Below are 18,351 nucleotides of genomic sequence, written 5' to 3'. Positions count from 1 at the left end.
TCCGCCGGGGACCGTCATGAAACCGATGCGGTGGCCGTGATCCTGCTTTGTCGCAGGCGAATTTGGCAGCGCGGGATTCCTCGCGCATAGCGGACCGACGCTGAAGACGCGGGCGCGCGGCCCCAGGGATGGACGAGCATGCAGATCGAGACGCCCTACCTCATGTTCCTCGGCGACGTACCCGACACCCTGGCGGCCAAGACCGCCTACGGCATCAAGGATTGGCGTCCCGAATGGTGCGTCGGCCAGATGCGTCTGCCCGGCTGCGCCGCCGATCTCGGCATTCCCGACCTCACCCTCGCGCAAGCCGTGGAGAAGGGCTGCCGCACGATGGTGATCGGTGTCGCCAACGCGGGGGGCGTCCTGCCCGACCACTGGGTCTCGGAGATCGTCGCGGCGCTGGAGGCCGGCCTCGATATCGCCAGCGGGCTGCACGCCCGCCTCGGCGCCGTGCCGGCCATCGCGGCGGCGGCCGAGGCCAACGGGCGCCAGCTCCACGACGTGCGCCACACCTCCGAGACTTTCGCCACGGGCAAGGGCACGAAGCGCCCCGGCAAGCGCCTGCTCAGCGTCGGCACCGACTGCTCGGTGGGCAAGAAGTACACGGTGCTGGCGCTTGAGCGCGGCATGCGGGATCGCGGCCTCGACGCGGATTTCCGCGCTACGGGCCAGACCGGCGTGTTCATCTCGGGACGTGGCGTCGCCATCGACGCCGTGGTGGCGGACTTCATCTCCGGCGCCGTCGAGTGGATCGCCCCGGCGGCCGCGCCCGACCATTGGGACCTTCTGGAAGGGCAGGGCTCCCTGTTCCACCCGTCCTTCGCCGGCGTCAGCCTCGGGCTGCTGCATGGAGCGCAGGCCGACGCGTTCATCGTCTGCCACGAGCCGAGCCGCACCGCCATGCGGGGGGTGCAGCATCCCCTGCCGACGATCCGGGAGGTCATCGACCTCACGGTGCAACTCGGACGCCTCACCAATCCCGACATCCGCCCCGTGGGGATCGCGGTGAACACCCAGAGCCTGGAAGAGGGCGCCGCCCGGACGCTGCTCGCCGATCTGGCCCGCGAGCACGGCCTGCCGGCCACCGACCCCGTGCGCTTCGGCGTCGGGGAGATCGTCGATCGCCTCGTCGCCGAGTTCCCGGCCGGGGCCAGCGCATGAGCCGGGTCTTGACCGCAGCCGTCGAGCGCTTCCCCATCGCGGGGGCGTTCACCATCGCGCGCGGCAGCCGCACGGAGGCCGTCGTGGTCCTTGCCACCATCACGGATACGGAGGGGCGTGTCGGACGCGGCGAGTGCGTGCCGTACGCCCGCTACGGCGAGACCGTGGAGAGCGTGCGTGACCTCATCCTGGCGCAGGCCGATGCCATCGCGGCCGGGGCGTCGCGGACGGATCTGCTGACCGCAATGAAGCCGGGCGCGGCCCGCAACGCCCTCGATTGCGCCCTGTTCGACCTGGAGGCGAAGCAGCTCGGCCGCCCGGCCTGGGAGATCGCCGGTCTCAGTGCCCCCGAGGTCGCCACCACCGCCTACACCCTCAGCCTCGGCGATCCGAAGAGCATGGAGGCCGCCGCCCGCGCGGCCGCCGCCCGTCCGCTCCTCAAGGTGAAGCTCGGGGGGGAGGGCGACCCGGACCGGATCGCCGCCGTGCGCCGCGGGGCGCCCCGATCGCGCCTCGTGGTCGATGCCAACGAGGCATGGCGGCCCGAGACCCTGGAAGCGAACCTCGCCGCTTGCGTCGCGGCGCAAGTCGAACTCATCGAGCAGCCCCTGCCGGCGGGCGAGGACGAGATCCTGGCCACCATCCCGCGGCCGATCCCGATCTGCGCCGACGAGAGCCTGCACGACCGCGCCGGCCTCGACGCCCTGGCGACCCGCTACGACGCCATCAACATCAAGCTCGACAAGGCCGGCGGCCTCACCGAGGCGGTGATGCTGGCGCACGAGGCCCGCGCCCGCGGCTTCTCCCTGATGATCGGCTGCATGGTCGGAACATCGCTCGCCATGGCGCCCGCCATGCTGCTCGCGCACCACGCCGACTTCGTCGATCTCGACGGTCCGCTGCTTTTGGCGCGGGACCGAGACCCCGCCCTGGTGTTCGACGGCAGCCTGATCCACCCGCCGACGCCGGAGTTGTGGGGGTAGGACGTGCTCCGTACTTCTCCGTGAGCCGGTCTCCTCAGGGCGCGCCGACCACCCGGAGCGGGCTCGAACGACGCGTCCGGCTCGTCGTGTCAGGCGCAGCACAGCGGGTCTGGTTGCGGCCGGCGGCCTTGGCCTCGTAGAGCGCGATATCGGCGCGTTTGTAGAGATCGGCCGTCGCGCTGCCGACGCCGGGGGTCGGCACGACGGTCGCGGTGCCGATGCTCACGGTGACCGAACCCGCGCCCAGGGACGCCGCCTCGACCGTCAGCGTCGCCATCTCCGCGTGGACGCGATCGGCGATCCGCAGGGCACCCACCGAGTCCGTTTCGGGCAGGAGCAGGACGAACTCCTCCCCGCCGACACGAAAGACGAGATCCTCGGGACGGTGAACGCTGGCTGCGAGGCAGCGCGCCAACCCGATCAGCACCTCGTCGCCGACCGCATGGCCGTAGCGGTCGTTGTAGCGCTTGAAATGGTCGGCATCGACCACGAGCAGGGACAGCGGTTCGCCGGTGCGCCCGGCACTCCGCCACGCGCGATCGAACATCGTCTCGAAGCGCCGCCGGTTCGACAGGCCCGTGAGGGCATCCGTCTGCGACAGCCGGGCCAGCTCCGCCTGCGCCTCCGAGCGGCGGCGCAACTCGCGTCCGAACAGCAGCGAGAGGCTGGCGGTGAGGCCGCACAGCACGAGGACGATGAGGCCGAGGACGAGGGCGTGCTCGCGCCACTCGGCCTCGACCTCGTCGCGGGACAGGGCGACGTTGAGGAGCATCGGATGATCGCCGATGCCCGTGAAGCTGTAATGCCGTTCGAACCCGTCGCTGAATGTGCGGCTGACGAAGCTGCCGCGTCCTTCGCGGACGAAGCGAACGAAGTTCGGGACCTCGGCGAAGCTTTTGCCGATGGTGTCTCCGTCGAACGGATAACGCATGATGCGTGTGCCGTCGCGCAGATACAGCGCGATGGTGCCGAGGCGCCCGAGACCGATATCCTCGAACAACCCGCTGAAGTACGTCAGCTTCAGCGAGCCCAGAACGACACCGCCGAACGAGCCGTCCGGCTTGTCGATGCGGCGGCTGAGGACGAGGACTTGAGTTCCGAGAAGCTGCGACACGATGGGGCCGCTGATCACGAGGCCGAGATCGGCGCGCGCCCGGTGTGCCTGGAAGTAGGCGCGCGCCGAATTATTGAGCTTGCGCGCCGGCACGGCCCCGGAATCGACGATGCTTTCGCCATGCTCGTCGAGGACGAGCATCACGCCCATGTCTCGCGCCGAGATGGCCCGGTCGAACAGGATGAGCTGCCGCATCTCCGGGGTCGCCTGCGCGACGCCGGGTTCCCGCAGGTTGTCGATGACGCCCTGGAGGGACAGGTCGATGATTTCGATGTTGCGGGCGATGTCGCGTTCGAGAACCTGGAGAAGGTTCTTCGAATTCTGCTCGGCCTTGCTCCAGGCATCGCGGCGCAGGTCGAGTAGCATGATCCCGGACACGAGAAGCATGCCGATCGGCGCGAGAATTCCGAGGGCGATCCCGAGGCGCCCCAGGCGGAGCGTAGGCAAGCGAAGCACGAGCAAGCCGATCGCCGAAAGGATGCGCCGCCGACGAGCCACCACACGCTACCTCCGTGTCCGCATCCACACAACCCGAGGGTAGCACGAGGGAATGAAGCGAAGGTTTCAGTGGTGCGTACGATCGTGTCGAGCGAAGTCCATTTCGCGAAGCGATCGCCGCCAGGTATCCATCGGACCTACCCGCGCACGATGAAGCGTAGGGCATAGACGAGGGCGGTAAACGAGATGAGACTCACCGCGTAGAACACCACGAACCACAGCATGCGCCGGTTTCGCCCCGACGCACCCGAGGATTCGTTACCCTCCGAGCCGCTCCCGCCGGGGTCGGCGCCGCGTCCGGCGTCCCTCAATGTCCGTAACCCCCCGCCTGAATGTCCTCGGCGACTTTGCCGCGAAACACCCAGTAGGCGTAGGCCGTGTAGGCGAGGGTCAAGGGCATGACCACGGCATAGCCGACAAGGGCGAATTGCAGGGCGCTGACGGCGTTGGCGGCCTGCCAGATCGTCATGCGCGGCGGTACGATGTAGGGGAACAGGCTGATGGCGAGGCCGAGGAATCCGAGCAGGAACAGCGCGATGGCGAGGAGGAACGGCGCGAGATGCCGTCCTCCCGCGAGGGCGCGGTGGATGCCCCAGGCCACCAAGGCCGTCACCACCGGCACGGGCGCGACGTAGAGGATGTTGGGCCAGGACACCCAACGCCACTGGATGTCGAGGCCGAGGAACGGCACCCAGGCGCTGACGATGGCCATGCAGGCGACGGTGGCGAGAAGAAACTGCCGGCTCTTGCGGCGCGCCCAGATCTCGAGCTCGCCCGAGGTCTTCATCACGCACCAGGTGGCCCCGAGCAGCCCGTAGCCGCAAACGAGGCCGATCCCCGTCATCACGCTGAACGGGGTCAGCCAGTCGAGGGTCCCGCCGATGAAGCCGCGCCCCTCCGTCTGGAAGCCCTGCACGAAGGCACCGAGTACCAGTCCCTGCGCGAAGGTCGCCACCAGGGAGCCGTAATGGAAAGCGTAGTCCCACAGCGCCTGCGAACGTTCCGCCTTGAACCGGAACTCGAAGGCGACGCCCCGGAAGATCAGCGCGATGAGCATGAGGATCAACGGCAGGTAGAGGGCCGGCAGCAGGATCGCGTAGGCGACGCTGAACACCGCGAACAGGCCGCCGCCGCCGAGCACCAGCCACGTCTCGTTGCCGTCCCAGATCGGCGCCACGGAGAGCATCATCCGGTCGCGCCAATTCCCCTTCCGGGCGGCGGTGAAGAGGATGCCGACGCCGAGGTCGAATCCGTCGATGACCACGTACATGGCCACCGCGAGCGCGAGCAGTCCCGACCAGATCAGCGGCAGCCAGAAGGCCGGCCCTTCGTAGTCCATGCCGAATCCGAACATCCGACCGCGCCCCCGTCGTCATACTCCCGACGACAGGTTTAGCCGCACGATCCCCGCAATGCCAACCGGACCCCGCCGGGGCGCTACCGCGACGCGACGCCCCGCCACGGCGGCTGCCGGTCGGCCTCGGCCAAGGTATCGGCGGAGGCCGGACGGGTCGTGCCGAGGCGCCGGACGAGGCCGTCCACTCCTTCGCGCACGAGCTGTTCGCGCGGTTCCGCCGGCATCGCGTCGAAGGCGGCCGCGAGAGCGTGGGCCGGCGCCTGCGGCGACACCGCCGGGAGGGTCGGCACGGCGTCCGGGCGGTCCCTCAGGAGCGCGAGGTAGGACAGGCCGCCGATCACCACGGCGGCACGGATGAGGAACAGCATGGCTCGGTCCAGGGTCCGTACGGGGCGGCGACGAACAGCGTGAACTCCAGGAACGCACGCGAGTGGTAAAGCAGACATGAGCCGGTCGACACGACTCGTCGCGATGGTGAACGGCGTTTTATTGGGTCTGAGATCGAAAGCGTCGTCGGCTTTGTGGGGCCGATACGATCAGGAGCCGGGCGTCACCGGATTTTTCGGGCGTGCCGCCGCGAGAGCCATCCGTCTCGGACGATGCGGTTACTTTCCGGAAAGCATGTGGAGACGTGCGGCACCCCCCTCGCAAGACTCGCTTAAGTCGGCTCTGCGACGGTTCGGTCAGTCGAGTTCAGGTCGAGCCCGAGTTCAAGTCGAACCAAGGGGCGTCGGACGGGCCGGTAAGGCCTCCATCCGCGCTGTGCGTGTCGGTATTGCGTATCTACGGTGCCCTGGCGTCCCTCATCGATACCCGTTTGGCGGGTCTCGTCCATGAGTCGGTGATCGACGACGCCGCCGTGCGGTTTCGTCATGAGCGCTTCCTCGTCTCGCGCCTGGCCACCGGTTTGGTGATGATGCTGGGTCTGCCGCCCTACCTGCTTCTGCGGGGCGTGCCGAGCGGCATCGAGGCCCTCGCCATCGCCAGCCTGCTGCTCCCGGTCTTCGCCGCCGTCCTCCTGTCGCGCAACGGGATCCTCTGGGTGGCACACGCGATCTCGTCGGCCGGCCTCACTGGCCTCGTGGTCTGCCTCGCGATGATGACGGGCGGCGCCAACTCCGCCGCCGCCATCTGGCTCGTGGCGATTCCCCTCGAGGCCGTGGTCTCGGGCTCGCGCCGGGCAACCCTCGCGGCCGCCATCGTGGCGGCCCTCGGGGCGCTCGCCGTCGCGTTCCTGCCGCCGCTCGGCGTCAGCGGCGTCCTGATGGAATGGTCCCGGACTCTCGCCATGCCGGTCTTCGCCATCACGGCCATCGGCCACATCACCGCCCAGGCCATCGAGCACTTCCGCCACGAAGGCCGGTGGCTCGCCAAGCTGCGCGACAACGAACTGCGCGATCGCATGCTCCTGTCGGCTATCGACGACCTCGTGACCTGGCACGATTGCAACGGACGCGTCATCGAGGCCAGCGCGTCGTCGGCCCGCTTCATCGGCGCCGAGGCAAGCCGCCTGCGCGGTCACGGCCTCCTGGAGCGCGTTCATGTCGGCGACCGGCCGGCCCTGCTTCAGACCCTCAGCGACGTCGCCGCTCACGGCGTGCCCGCCACGGTGCAGTTCCGTCTCCAACTCGACGCCGCCGCCGTGCGGGCCGAGGGGGCCCCCCGCGTGATCTTCGCCGAGATGCGGGCCCACCGCATCGACGCCGCCCGCACCGGCCTGCCCAATGCCCTGGCTTCCGGCTCGAGCGTCGTCGCCGTGACCCGCGACGTCACGGAGCACCGCCGCCACGCCGAGGAATTGGAGCGCGCCCGCGCCGAGGCCGAGCGCGCCGACGAGGTGAAGAGCCGCTTCCTCGCCACCGTGAGCCACGAGCTGCGCACGCCGCTCAACGCCATCATCGGGTTCTCGGAAGTCCTGGCGGGCGAGGGCGCGATGACCATCGGACCGGAGCAGAGCCGGGAATACGCCGTGATCATCGGTGATTCGGGCAAGCACCTCCTCGACGTGGTCAACACGCTCCTCGACATGTCCCGAATCCAAAGCGGCCACTTCGATTACGCGCCGGAGACCTTCGACCTCAACGCCCTCGTGCGGACCTGCTGCGACCTGATGCAGCTCAGGGCCGTGAAGGCCGGCGTGGTCCTCGTCCGCTCCAACGATACCGCACCGATCCACATCACGGCCGACCTGCGCGCCTGCCGGCAGATGATGATCAACCTCCTGTCGAACGCCGTGAAGTTCACGCCGTCCGGCGGGCGGGTGGAGGTCGCCATCCGGCAGGCTGGCCATCACCTCGATCTCATCGTCACCGACACCGGAATCGGCATCGCGGCCGACGATCTGCCCCGGGTCGGCGACCCCTTCTTCCAGGCTCAGAGCGACACCCGCCGCTCGCACGAGGGCACGGGCCTCGGTCTCTCCGTGGTCCAGGGGCTCGTCGGCCTGCACAGCGGCGCCATCGCCATCGAGAGTGTTCCGGGCCAGGGCACGAGCGTCATCGTCACCCTGCCGGTGACCTGCCGGACGCAGGCCAACCTCGCCGGTCCGGCTCCGATCCGCACGGCTTCACGCGTTCCCGGCGCCACAGACACGGCGCGGTCGCCGGCGCCGATCCGTCGGCCCATCGGCCTGTTCGAGGCCTCGTCCGAGCCCGTCCGCGAGAGCTACGTGCCCGACGGAGGTTCGCCCCTGCGGCGTGCCGGATAGGACCGGCCCATCGTCACCCAGAGCGGCCGGACCCGGCCGCTTGCCCCGACCCCCCATCCGCGTCCCGTGCGCGGGTGGGGCGGCCCAGTTTGAGGGAGCCGCCATGCGCGATCAGCGCGAGATCATCGTCCCGCCCCAGCCGCGCGGACCCCGGGCCGATGCCGCCACCCGGCGTCAGCGCGCCGACGCGAGCGCACGGCCGGGCGGATGGCGGTCCGATCTCGGCGCTGTCGTGCGTTGGGCCGGTCGCCTGTGCGTGACGCGACCCGGCGATGTTCTCGGCTTCGTCGTCGTCGTAGGTGCCGCGGGATTCATCTCCTTGAATGCGCTGGGTTATCAGATGGGCCGTCATCCGGCCCCGATCTTCCCCAAGCCCGCGCCGCGCCCGATCGCGTCCGCGCCGCGCTCGATCGCCGAGAAGCCGCCCGCCCGCCGGATCGAGGCGAACCGGGCCGATGCAAGCGAGGCGGCGAGGGCGGCCGTTCCCAAGGCGGCGGTTCCACAGACATCCGCCAAGGCGGACCCCGCCAGCGCCGAGCCGTCGAAGCCGGATGCACCGAAGTCCGAACCTGCGCGGATCGCCCTCATCCAGCCCGCGCCGCGTCCGGTCTCCCGCGACACCATCGGGGAGATCATCCGCGAGGGCGAGACCACGGCGTCCGTCACGCCGAAGGCCGATCCGGCGGTGGCGAAGGCGCAGCGTGCCCTGGTCAAGCTCGGCTACGGACCCCTCAAGGCGGACGGCGTCCTCGGCACCGGCACTCGGGCGGCCATCGAGCGGTTCGAGCGCGACCGCAAGCTTCCGGTGAAGGGCCAGCCCGCCGGCCGCACCCTGCGCGAACTCGCGGCTCGCGCCGCCGCATCGCCGGGCTGATCGCTTTCGCGGGAAATCCCGCTATAGCCGGGCGATGGCTCGTCTGCGTTCGGATTTCTGGGTCTCGGCCCATCTGCGCCGTCTCGGCATCGAGGGCATCGCCGCCGTCCAGCGGCGGCGCGGCGCGGCGGAAGCGGGGGCGATCTTCGTCAAGGTGGACCGCCTCGACGGCCGTGCCGACCTCTACGGGCCGGCGCCCCAATCCCTCGTCGATACGGACGGCGACACGGATCGGCGCTTCGTCGCACTGATGCGCGAGGCCGAGCCCGCCGATGTCGAGCTCCGCATCGGCAAGGAGGTGCAGTTCGATCACGATCTTTGGATCGTCGAGATCGACGATCGCGCCGGCCGGCACCTCCTCGATCTGGCCGAGTAGGCGCGCTCCGCCCGTCGAGGAACGCTCAGGAACTCTGGCGCAGGCGACCGGGGAGGGCGGGGCGAAGGGGGGCGCGCTCGGCGGCGGCCGGCGAGACGCGCGGGCGCGCGGCGTCGGGGGCGTTGTAGGGCTGGTGCGCCCGTGCATCGCCCGCGCGCTCGGGCAGGGCGGTGTCGAGAATGGCGGCGAGCAGGCTGCGTGCGGCGGGGCGCTGAACCTTGCGGAACAGCTTCACCAGGTCGAACACCCGGTCGACGGAGCGGGCCACGGTCTCGTTGAGGGTCAGGAAGACGTAGACGGCCTCCTCCTCGTGAAGGCCCGCGGCACGCAGGGCGAGGGTGAGCAGGTCGTAGCGCAGGTGCGGGTCCGGCGTCGCGGCCAGGAAATCCCGGCGCAGGCCGAGCATCTCGGCGAGCGCTCCGATGAAGCCGGCGATGTCGCCGCGTCCCGAGAAGCCTGTCAGGATCGCGCCGGCCTCGCGCGGCGGTGGCGGGCATGGGCGCAGGGCCGCGGTCGCGGCCACCGCCTCGCCGATGGCGTCGCGCCGGGCTTCGTCGGCGTAGAGGAACAGGGGCGACAGGTCCGCCGGGACGAGGTCCGTGCGCGCCAGGAGCGCCCGGCCGAGGTCGGCCGACCGCCGTCCGCGCCCGACGAGGCGGGCCAGGGTCTCGGCCCCGAGGACGATGTGCGTGTTGCCCGCGAGCGCCAGGTCGACTTCGCCGACCGCACGGGCCGACAGGGCGTTGACGGTGCTCCGGTCGATGTCGGGACGCGCCGCGATGGCGCCGCCCAGATCCGTGCCGTCCGAGATCGCAGCCTCGATCACCGTCGGGGTGAGGGTGGGCGCCTGCGCGATCACGGCGTCGCGGACGGCCCCGCCGCGCGCGGCCAGGATCGCAAGGATGCCGGGCGGCGTTTCCGGGAAGGCCGCGAGCTTGCGCGCGACGATCTCGGCGGTCTCCTCGTCGACGATGGGGATGAGGCCGCCGGCCAAGGCCTCGAACGCTTCGAGGGTCTTCCGGTCGCGGAACGGTGCGGACAGGAACAGATCCGTCTGCACGCGCAGGATCACGGGTTTCAGATCGAGGGTGTCGAGGCGCGACAGTTCGATCAGGCCGGAGAGGTCCGGCGCATCGTCGACAGATGGGTGCATGGCACTTCGATTACGCAGAACTCGCTGTCCCGAGACTTAGCGTGTTTGCGTGAATCAGCCTTTAAACCCCCGGGGGTGGGCGCGTGTCGTCCTGCGCCATCCCCGCAGATCACAGGGTGTCCATCGACCCGTGATCCGCCGCGCTGTCGCGACGTCTCACACGACGCGGCGATCCTTCCCGTCGGCCGCCTTGTCCACGGCCTTGGGCATCGGAAGGACCACGGGTGTCGACGTGCCGGCCGGCATCGGGTTCGAGGCGGCGGGAATGCCGGACGCCGCGGGGGAGGGCGTCGTACCGTTCAATCCAGCAGGCACCGGCGGCTGGGCCGGCACCGGTGGCTTGGCGGACTCCGGCGGTCGGGCCGGTTCCGTGGGCTTCGCGGCGTCCAGGGGCTTTGCGACTTCGATGGGCAAGATCGCCCCCTCCGGCGGCTCGGCCTCGTCCGTCCCGGTCTCCGAGGGACCGGCCAGAACCTCCGTCGGGGTCTTCCACACGAAGGCGTCGAGGCGGCCAGTGACGGGAGAGACGGGGGCCCAGCGCTCCGATGCGATGCCGTCGGCGATCCACAGGGGGTCGCGCGGGGCATGGGCCGCTCGGGAGAGCCACTCGCGCGAGCGGCCCGTGCCGGCGCCGTGTTCGGCCTCCTCCAGGCGCGCCATGGCGAGGCAGGCCCGCACGGAGGGCCGGTCGGCGAGCAGCGGTGCGAGGGCTTCGCGGGCCTGGGTGAACTCGCGCGCCTCGTAGGCCGCCTGGGCCATGGCGAGGCGAGCCTCGGGATGCCACGACGACAGCCGGGCCAGGGTCTCGGCGCGGGCGAGGCGGTCGCGCACGGAATCGCCGGTGCGCAGGGTCAGGTAGGCCTTGGCGAGATCCGGATGCGGACCGGCGCGCCACGCGGCCTCGATGATCTTGGCGGCCTTCCGCAGGTCGCCGCGGCGCGCGAGCAGGCGCCCGGCCAGAGCTGCCGCCGGTACGAGGTCGGGGGCGAGCTTGACCGCCCGCAGTACCCGCTCGGTGGCGGCTTCCGGCTCGCCGGCTTCGCGCTCCTGCGCGGCCGCGGTGAGGAGCACGGCGCGCTGACGGCGGGCGAGACCCTTCTCGATGAGGCCTAGGGAGGCCCGGCGCTCGACGGTTTCCGTCGCGCCGCTCCAATCGCCGTCGGCGCATTGGGCTTCCAGAACGGCCTCGTTGGCCCAGGTGACGCTCGGGGCGAGGCGCGCGGCCTCGGCCGCGTAGGCACGGGCGGACACGTCGTCCTCGCGGCGACGGGCCTCGACGAAGAGGCCGCGTAGGCCGAGCACCCGGGTCTCGGGATCGTCGACCATGCGCTGGAACGCCGATTCGGCGGCCTCGCGGTCGCCCGAAATCTGTGCGGCCTGGGCCTTCAGCAACAGGGCGAGGGGCTCGGCACCGAGCAGTCGTTCGGCATCGTTGGCGTGGCGCCGCGCCGCCATGGGATCGCCGGAGCCCACCGCGACCATGCCGCGCGACAGGGCCGAGTAGCCCTTGGCCCGGCGCCGGTCGCGCGAGCCGCGCACCAGGGCCTCCGGCAGGGTGATGAGACCGCGCACGATGGCCCAGATGAAGCCGACCACGATGGCGGCGATGAGGACGCCGATCAGCGCGATGGCGAGGCTGGTGGCGACTTCGTAGCCGTTCCACACGATGGTGACGGAGCCGGGATGGTCGGCGACCCAGGTCGCGCCGTAGGCGGCGACGGCGAGGAGGGCCAGGAAGGCGAGAGCGCGCCACATGGGATCAGAAACTCCTGGGCGTGGGGCCGGTCGAGCCGGCGGCGCCGTAATCCGGGAACGGGAGCTTCGGATGCTCCCGTCGATTCATTCGTCGGCGGCATCGGGCGGGGATACCGCCGCGACGGGGCCGTGCCTTACCGCGACGGGCCCGCCGCGGGCAGGCCCTTGAAGGCCTCCGCGAGCAGAGCCTGCGCCGCCTCGCCGGCCGCCGCGCGGGACTTCAGCTTGGTCCCGAACTCGCCGGCCTGGGCGCGGACATCCTCCGGCAAGGCCGCGAAGGCCTGGGCGGCTTCCGCGACGGCGCCCCGGTCGAGGGCGTCCTGCACCTTCGGCAGCGGGTCGGCCGCGGGCGCTACGCCCTGCGCCGATGGCGCCGCGCCATCGACCTTGCGCACCTGCACGATGGATTCGGCCATGCTCATCAGCTTCTGGCTGAAATCGCCGGTCTCGGCCACCGAACGCACCTGTGCGGAGCGGCGGGCCGCCGCGATCGTCTCGGACACGGTGCGGAATTCGGCCGCGAGGGTACGGGCCGTCGGGGCCCCGCGATCGGCGAAGACCGCCACGGCGGTGAGCCGGGCCGGATCACCCGGCTCGTAGTTGCGCAGGGCGGAAAGGGCGTCGGCGTAGGGCGTTCCGGCGTTCAGGGCGGTCACGATCCGGTCGGCCGAGACCACCCGCAAGGCGGCTTGAACGGTGGCAACCTCGGCGCGCTCGGACAGGGCCTTGTCGAGGCCGGCGATCCTGTCGCCCTGTGCCTGAAGCTGGGTCTGAACCTGACGCTCGATGCCCTTGGCGGCTTCCGCGGCTTGGGTCTTGCCGGCTTCCGCCGCCTGCTGGCTCGCCTGGGTGGCGGCCTGGACCTTGGCGTCGAGGGCCTGCTGCGCGTCCGTGAGCTTCTGGCCGAGGGTGCGCGTCGCCTCGGCGTTGGTCTTGATTGCCTCGGCATTGGCCTTGGCCCGGTCGTCGAGGGCGGTCTGAAGCGCCGCGAGCTTCGGGGTCAGGTCGGGCTGCTCCGTGGGCTTCGGCACGGCGGCAATCTGGGCCTCCACCGCCTTCAGGCGCTCGGCGAGGGCCGTCACCTGCGCGGTGTCGTTGTTCGCGGGCGCCACCGCCATGCGGGCCTCGCCGCCCTGCTGGCCTGGCTCCTCCTGGAGGGCCGAGACACGCTGGTCGAGGCTGTCGAGGCGCGCGGCGACGTCGGGCGGCAGGGTCGCGGTCGCCTGCGGCGCGGTGCCGTCGCCGCTGGGAACCGGCGCGGCGCTGGCCTTCTGCAGGGCCTCGCGGGCCGTGGAGACGGCCTCCGGCACCGCCTTGAGGGCGGTCTCGTTGGACGCGACGCGCTGGGACAGGCGCGCGACCTCGTCCTTCGGCGCCAGCGCCGCGATGCGCTGATCGAGGGCGGCGAGGCGTCCGTCGTCGGCCTGAGGCAGCACGCCCGCGCGTTCGACGGCGAACAGCAGACCGGCTCCGATGACGCCGCCGAGAAGGCCGGCGGTGGCGACGGAGCCGAAGCCCGGCCCACGCGCCGCCGGTGTTGCCGGAGGCGTCGGCGCGATCTTCGGCGTGGTTCCGCCGGACCCGGATTTCGGATCGGCCGCCTTGGGAGTCTCGCCAAACTTGCCGGTATCCGAAGGCTTGGTGCCGGCGTCGGGTTTGACACCATCTCCAGGCTTGGCACCATCTCCGGGCTTGGCGTCCGCCGGCTTGGTGGCGACACCCGGCATGATGCCGGCGCCCGTCGCCGACGCTTTCTGGGCCGGTGCCGGATCGGGCAGTCGCTTGGCCTTCAGATCGATGATCGGACCGTCCGTCGCCCCACCGGACGGCTTTGCCACGCCCTGCGCGCCGCTCGGGAAGGTCGCGGTCCTCGGCGAATCCTTGGGGGGTTCCCTGGAAGCGTCCGGCTTCGGCGGCTCGCTCTTGCCCACCTCGCTCTTGCCGATCTCCGGCTTCGCGTCCTTCGACAGGTCGGCGGACCTTGCCGGCTCCGGCGGCTTCACATCCGCGGGCTTGTCGCCACCCAGCACGCCGGACGCAGCGGCTTTCGGGGCGTCGGGGGATTTGACGCCGTCCAGCGGCCTGGCATCCTTGCCGACGGGCTGGGCGTCCTTGGACGCTTCGGGCGGCTTCGGCGCACCCGGCTGGCCGACGCCCGCAACGGCGGGCTTGGTGTCACTCGTAGAGGGGGCGGTCTTCGGGGCATCGGGCTTGCTCGGCGACGCATCCGGCTTGGCACCAAGGGCGTTCGACGTCGGTGCGTTCGACGTCGGTGCGTTCGGCTTTGCCGGCTCGGGCGGGCGCGTGCCGGACGCATTGCCCGGGCGGTTGGCGTCGCTGTTGGGTGGTTTCACGGTTCGTTGCTCCCTTCCCGACGCTGCCGTCGTCACCCGACACCGGTTCGGTGCCCCCGGGTTCGGCGATCGCAGCCCAGCTTATTCAGATTCGTCCTAGCATCACGGCCCGCGCCGGAGCGAGGCCCTTCCGTCAGGTTCCCGCCACCAAACCCGCCAGAAGACTCTCCTCGTCCGGCCGTGCCGCCACGAAATGCGCGTCAAGCCCCGCCGCGGCCAGGGCGGCGGCTACGTCACTCGACAAGCAGTAATGCTTGAGCGCGCCGAAGGCTCCGCTTCGGTCCGCGCGGCGTGCCAGAAGTTGTGCGGTCTCGGCGCTGCGGCGCGAGTAGTGCAGCACCGCATCGAGGGCGGCCGGATGAGCCGCCAGTGCCGCCGCCACGGCCGGCGGAAGCGTCGCCTCCGCCACGGCTGCGTAGGCGATGGCGGCGGTGACCGCATATCCCGCCGCCCTGAGGGAGGCGGCCGGCTCGGACTTGCCTTCGGCGCCGGCGACATGGAGGAGGGCGCTGCCAGCCGGCAGGGTGGCGCGGACGAGGGCGGAGAGGGCGGCGGCGTCGCCCCCGGCTTCCCGAACCGCGCCGAGCCCGGCCCGGCGCGCCAGGGCCGCCGTCCGCGCGCCGACGGCGAACACCGGCAGCGTGGCGAACCGTGCCCGGTCCGCCGCCGTCAGGGCCGCGACGGCATTGGTACTCGTGAGCAGCAGGCCGGCGAAGGCGCCGTCCGGCAGGACCGTGCCCGTGGGGCGGATCGCCAGCACGGGTGCCACAAGGGGCGCATGGCCGAGCGCCCGGAGTCTCTGCCCCGTCCGCGTCGCCCCCGGCTCCGGCCGCGCCACCCAGATCCGCATTCCACGAAACCTCGTCCAGTCGTTGCCCTGCCCCTCGTTGCCCTGATAGCGCCGGGCCGGCTAGGATGCATCCAACGCAGCAGCTCGCCGCCGCAGCCGGTGATGCTTTCGCCTGCCTTCACGCGGCATCCGTAGGTTTCACCCGTGCCGCAGGAACGTACCCGCTCCATGAACGTCCTGATCCCATGAACGTCCTCGGCATCGAAACGACCTGCGACGAGACCGCCGCCGCCGTGGTCTGCCCCGGCGAGGGCGGACGCGGACGCATCCTCTCCAACGAGGTCCTGAGTCAGATCGCCGAACATGCGGCCTATGGCGGCGTGGTACCGGAGATCGCCGCGCGCGCGCATGTCGAGGTCTTGGACCGGCTCATCCTGCGCGCCCTCGACGGCGCCGGCCTGCGTCTGGCTGAAGTCGACGGCATCGCGGTGGCGGCCGGCCCCGGCCTCATCGGCGGCGTGCTCATCGGCCTCGTTACCGCCAAGACCCTGTCGCTGGTGGCGCGAAAGCCCCTCATCGCTGTCAATCACCTCGAGGCCCACGCGCTCACGGCGCGCCTCACGGACGGGATCGGCTTCCCCTATCTCCTTCTCCTGGCGTCGGGCGGCCACACTCAGCTGGTCGCGGTCAAGGGCGTCGGCGATTACGTGCGGCTCGGCACCACCATCGACGACGCCATCGGCGAGGCGTTCGACAAGGTCGCCAAGCTCCTGGGCCTCGGCTACCCCGGCGGGCCGGAAGTCGAGCGCCTGGCCGAGACCGGCGACCCCGAGCGCTTCGCCTTGCCGCGGCCCATGCTGGGCCGGCGCGAAGCCAACTTCTCCCTGTCCGGCCTCAAGACCGCCCTGCGGATCGAGGCCGAGAAGCTCGCTCCGCTGTCCAGCGCCGACGTCGCCGACCTGTGCGCCGGCTTCCAGGCGGCGGTGGTCGACGTGATCGTTGATCGTCTGCGGGTCGCCATGCGCGACTTCGCCGCCGTCGCCGGGCATCCGACGGCGTTGGTCGCCGCCGGCGGCGTCGCGGCCAACGGCGCCATCCGGCGTGCCCTTACCACCCAGGCCGGGGAGGCAGGCCTCGCCTTCGTGGCGCCACCCGTCGCGCTCTGCGGCGACAACGGCGCAATGATCGCCTGGGCGGGCATCGAGCGCCTGCGCCTCGGCCTCGTCGACGATCTCACCGCGCCGGCCCGTGCCCGCTGGCCGTTCGCCGAGCCCGTCGCCGCGGCCTGACAGGAGCGCCGCATGAGCAAACCCATCGCGGTGATCGGCGGCGGCGCTTGGGGCACGGCGCTCGCCAACGCCGCCGCCGTCGCCGGACATTCCGTGACCCTATGGCTGCGCGACGCCGAGGCCGCCGCACGCCTCGAAGCAACCCGCGAGAACGCACGCTACCTGCCCGGCGTGCCCCTCCACGCCTCCATCCGGGCCACGGCCGACGCATGCGCCTTGCGCGACGCCGGCACGGTACTCATGGTGACGCCGGCCCAGACCCTGCGGACGGTGCTGGCCGACCTCGCCCCGTCCTGGGCCCCCGGGACGGCGATCGTCCTCTGCGCCAAGGGGATCGAGCGCGGCAGCGACCGCTTCATGAGCGCCGTCGCCGCCGAGATCCTCGGACCTGACGCCCCCGTGGCGGTCCTGTCGGGCCCGAGCTTCGCGGCGGACGTCGCCCGTGGCCTGCCCACCGCCGTGACCCTGGCGGCAGCCGACGCGGGGCACGCCGCGCGTCTCGCCACCGCCCTGTCGGGGCCGAACCTGCGCGTCTATCACACGGACGACGTGCGCGGCGTCGAGATCGGCGGCGCCGGCAAGAACGTGCTCGCCATCGCCTCCGGCATCGTCGCCGGGCGGGGCTTAGGCGAATCGGCCCGGGCCGCCCTCATCGCGCGGGCGTTCGCCGAGCTCATGCGCTTCGCCCGCGCCTACGGCGGGCGCCCCGAGACCCTCATGGGGCTGTCGGGCCTCGGCGATCTCGTGCTCACCGCCTCGTCGCCGCAATCGCGCAACTTCGCCTTCGGTCAGCGCCTCGGGGCCGGCGCCTCGCCCCAGGACGCCGCCGGCGGCAAGCTCGCGGAGGGTGCCTACACCGCTGCGGCCCTGGTCGCCCTGGCGCGGGCGCGGGCCGTCGAGATGCCCGTGGCCGAGGCCGTCGCCGCCGTCGTGGCGGGCGAGGCCAGCGTCGAGACCGTCATCGCCGCGCTCCTGGCGCGCCCGCTCCGGGGGGAGGCCGAGTGAGGATGGGGCCGATCCATGCCTTCCTCGCCGGCGAGGGATCGGACGGCGAAGGACGCCGTCTCGCCGACGTGGTCGCGTTCGGCGACGCCCGGATCGAGGGCGTGCACGATTTCATCCAGTGGTGCTTTCCGCTGCGCGAGGCGAGTCTCGCCGTGCCGGGCGCTCCCGTGCTGACCCGCGCCGAGGCCGAGGCGATCCGAGCCGACCCGGCGGCGCTCTCGGGTCTTCGGGCGGCGCGTGATCGCATGATGCGCTTCTATGGGGACACCAACGGCTGGCTGCGCGCCCACGATCACAACCACCTGCGCATCACCCGCATCCTTCGGGCTCTTCGCAATCTGTTGGGATCACGGGAGGCGCAAGCGTTTCACGCCTTCGTGACCGCACGCAATGCCGAGGCCGGCGCGCCGATCAACCCGGACAGCCTGCGCTACTGGGCGAACGCGCTCGCGGGGGACTGACGGCCACGCTTCCCGGATGGTATGGCACCCGCCGTTCCCCGGAGATCCGCATGGCCCACTGGCTCTACAAGTCCGAACCCGCCACGTGGTCGTGGGACAGCCAAGTCGCGGCCGGGGCCGCCGGCACCCACTGGAACGGCGTGCGCAACCATGTCGCCAAGAAGAACCTGCAGGCCATGGAAGTCGGCGAGCTGGGGTTCTTCTACCATTCCAACGAGGGCAAGGCGGTGGTCGGCGTGGTGGAGGTGATCCGCCCGTACTACCCCGACGATTCCGACGCCACGGGCCGGTTCGGGATGGTGGATCTGCGCGCGGTGGAAGCGCTCCCCCGGCCGGTCACCCTGGAGGCGATCAAGGCCGAGCCGCGCCTCGCCGCCATGGTGCTCGCCAACAATTCCCGCCTGTCGGTGCAGCCGGTGACGGAGGAAGAGTGGGCGATCGTGCGGGCGATGGGCGGGCTCGGCTGATGCCTGA

Annotated in this window: 17 protein-coding genes; 9 read left to right on the top strand and 8 right to left on the bottom strand. The window is 71.4% G+C overall.

Translation table 11 applies throughout. From position 1 onward, the window contains the following. Positions 1 to 138: 138 nt before the first annotated feature. Both dgcN and dgcA read left to right on the top strand, forming a co-directional pair. Entirely contained in the window at positions 139 to 1,161 is a 1,023-nt protein-coding gene (gene dgcN / locus ASF22_RS00425) for an N-acetyltransferase DgcN (RefSeq protein ID WP_056260549.1), read from the top strand. After that, the gene (gene dgcA, locus ASF22_RS00420; RefSeq protein ID WP_056260548.1) at positions 1,158 to 2,144 is read left to right on the top strand and encodes an N-acetyl-D-Glu racemase DgcA; all 987 of its coding nucleotides are present in this window, start codon (positions 1,158 to 1,160) and stop codon (positions 2,142 to 2,144) included. Before dgcN ends, dgcA begins: the two co-directional genes overlap by 4 nt. Before the next feature lie 34 nt (positions 2,145 to 2,178). On the opposite strand, the gene ASF22_RS00415 is transcribed toward dgcA, so the two are convergent. The 4 genes from ASF22_RS00415 to ASF22_RS00405 form a co-directional block, all read right to left on the bottom strand. Next, positions 2,179 to 3,645: a sensor domain-containing diguanylate cyclase gene (locus ASF22_RS00415; RefSeq protein WP_082483448.1), complete on the bottom strand. Its 1,467-nt coding sequence runs from the start codon at positions 3,643 to 3,645 to the stop codon at positions 2,179 to 2,181. A gap of 248 nt (positions 3,646 to 3,893) precedes the next feature. Beyond that, complete coding sequence (locus ASF22_RS23560; RefSeq protein WP_156368925.1) at positions 3,894 to 4,067, bottom strand: hypothetical protein; 174 nt, start codon at positions 4,065 to 4,067, stop codon at positions 3,894 to 3,896. After that, a complete protein-coding gene (cydB, locus tag ASF22_RS00410) occupies positions 4,064 to 5,110 on the bottom strand; it encodes a cytochrome d ubiquinol oxidase subunit II (RefSeq protein ID WP_056260546.1) in 1,047 nt (348 codons plus the stop codon). The genes ASF22_RS23560 and cydB overlap by 4 nt, the downstream gene beginning before the upstream one ends. 83 nt (positions 5,111 to 5,193) lie before the next feature. Next, entirely contained in the window at positions 5,194 to 5,481 is a 288-nt protein-coding gene (locus ASF22_RS00405; RefSeq protein ID WP_056260545.1) for a hypothetical protein, read from the bottom strand. A 398-nt stretch (positions 5,482 to 5,879) separates the two neighbouring features. Here ASF22_RS00405 and ASF22_RS00400 point away from each other — a divergent pair, with 398 nt between their 5' ends. The 3 genes from ASF22_RS00400 to ASF22_RS00390 all read left to right on the top strand — a co-directional run bounded on the left by ASF22_RS00400 (position 5,880) and on the right by ASF22_RS00390 (position 9,070). Continuing rightward, on the top strand, positions 5,880 to 7,820 hold the full coding sequence (locus ASF22_RS00400; protein WP_056260542.1) for a PAS domain-containing sensor histidine kinase: 1,941 nt from the start codon (positions 5,880 to 5,882) through the stop codon (positions 7,818 to 7,820). A gap of 103 nt (positions 7,821 to 7,923) precedes the next feature. Next, the gene (locus ASF22_RS00395; RefSeq protein ID WP_056260540.1) at positions 7,924 to 8,694 is read left to right on the top strand and encodes a peptidoglycan-binding domain-containing protein; all 771 of its coding nucleotides are present in this window, start codon (positions 7,924 to 7,926) and stop codon (positions 8,692 to 8,694) included. Between the two features lie 34 nt (positions 8,695 to 8,728). Beyond that, positions 8,729 to 9,070, top strand: a complete 342-nt coding sequence (locus tag ASF22_RS00390; protein WP_056260538.1) for a DUF1491 family protein — start codon at positions 8,729 to 8,731, stop codon at positions 9,068 to 9,070. A gap of 25 nt (positions 9,071 to 9,095) precedes the next feature. Here ASF22_RS00390 and ASF22_RS00385 read toward each other — a convergent pair whose 3' ends face one another. The 4 genes from ASF22_RS00385 to ASF22_RS00370 all read right to left on the bottom strand — a co-directional run bounded on the left by ASF22_RS00385 (position 9,096) and on the right by ASF22_RS00370 (position 15,182). Further along, positions 9,096 to 10,223 carry a DUF2336 domain-containing protein gene (locus ASF22_RS00385; protein ID WP_056260536.1) on the bottom strand — a complete coding sequence of 376 codons (1,128 nt, stop codon included), beginning with the start codon at positions 10,221 to 10,223 and terminating at the stop codon, positions 9,096 to 9,098. A gap of 156 nt (positions 10,224 to 10,379) precedes the next feature. Beyond that, entirely contained in the window at positions 10,380 to 11,978 is a 1,599-nt protein-coding gene (locus ASF22_RS00380; protein WP_056260534.1) for a heme biosynthesis HemY N-terminal domain-containing protein, read from the bottom strand. Between the two features lie 134 nt (positions 11,979 to 12,112). After that, complete coding sequence (locus tag ASF22_RS00375; protein ID WP_056260533.1) at positions 12,113 to 14,332, bottom strand: hypothetical protein; 2,220 nt, start codon at positions 14,330 to 14,332, stop codon at positions 12,113 to 12,115. Positions 14,333 to 14,465: 133 nt separating this feature from the next. Continuing rightward, positions 14,466 to 15,182: a uroporphyrinogen-III synthase gene (locus tag ASF22_RS00370; RefSeq protein ID WP_056260531.1), complete on the bottom strand. Its 717-nt coding sequence runs from the start codon at positions 15,180 to 15,182 to the stop codon at positions 14,466 to 14,468. A gap of 185 nt (positions 15,183 to 15,367) precedes the next feature. On the opposite strand from ASF22_RS00370, the gene tsaD reads away from it, so the two are divergent. Genes tsaD through ASF22_RS00350 form a run of 4 tightly spaced genes read left to right on the top strand, consistent with a single transcriptional unit; the run spans position 15,368 to position 18,344 of the window. Continuing rightward, positions 15,368 to 16,411, top strand: a complete 1,044-nt coding sequence (gene tsaD / locus ASF22_RS00365) for a tRNA (adenosine(37)-N6)-threonylcarbamoyltransferase complex transferase subunit TsaD (protein WP_056169847.1) — start codon at positions 15,368 to 15,370, stop codon at positions 16,409 to 16,411. Positions 16,412 to 16,423: 12 nt separating this feature from the next. After that, positions 16,424 to 17,416 (top strand): NAD(P)H-dependent glycerol-3-phosphate dehydrogenase, encoded by a 993-nt coding sequence (locus tag ASF22_RS00360; protein ID WP_056260529.1) that lies wholly within the window; start codon positions 16,424 to 16,426, stop codon positions 17,414 to 17,416. Positions 17,417 to 17,418: 2 nt separating this feature from the next. Next, the gene (locus ASF22_RS00355; RefSeq protein ID WP_056260527.1) at positions 17,419 to 17,877 is read left to right on the top strand and encodes an opioid growth factor receptor-related protein; all 459 of its coding nucleotides are present in this window, start codon (positions 17,419 to 17,421) and stop codon (positions 17,875 to 17,877) included. 50 nt (positions 17,878 to 17,927) lie between these two features. Continuing rightward, positions 17,928 to 18,344, top strand: coding sequence for an EVE domain-containing protein (locus ASF22_RS00350; RefSeq protein ID WP_056260526.1), 417 nt, complete (start codon positions 17,928 to 17,930; stop codon positions 18,342 to 18,344). The last annotated feature ends 7 nt before the right edge of the window (positions 18,345 to 18,351 follow it).

It is taken from the genome of Methylobacterium sp. Leaf87, from assembly GCF_001422775.1.
In the GTDB taxonomy this organism is placed as follows: Bacteria; Pseudomonadota; Alphaproteobacteria; order Rhizobiales; family Beijerinckiaceae; genus Methylobacterium.
Note: the sequence above shows the minus strand (reverse complement) of the source record. Positions and strands in the feature narration are given on the sequence as shown.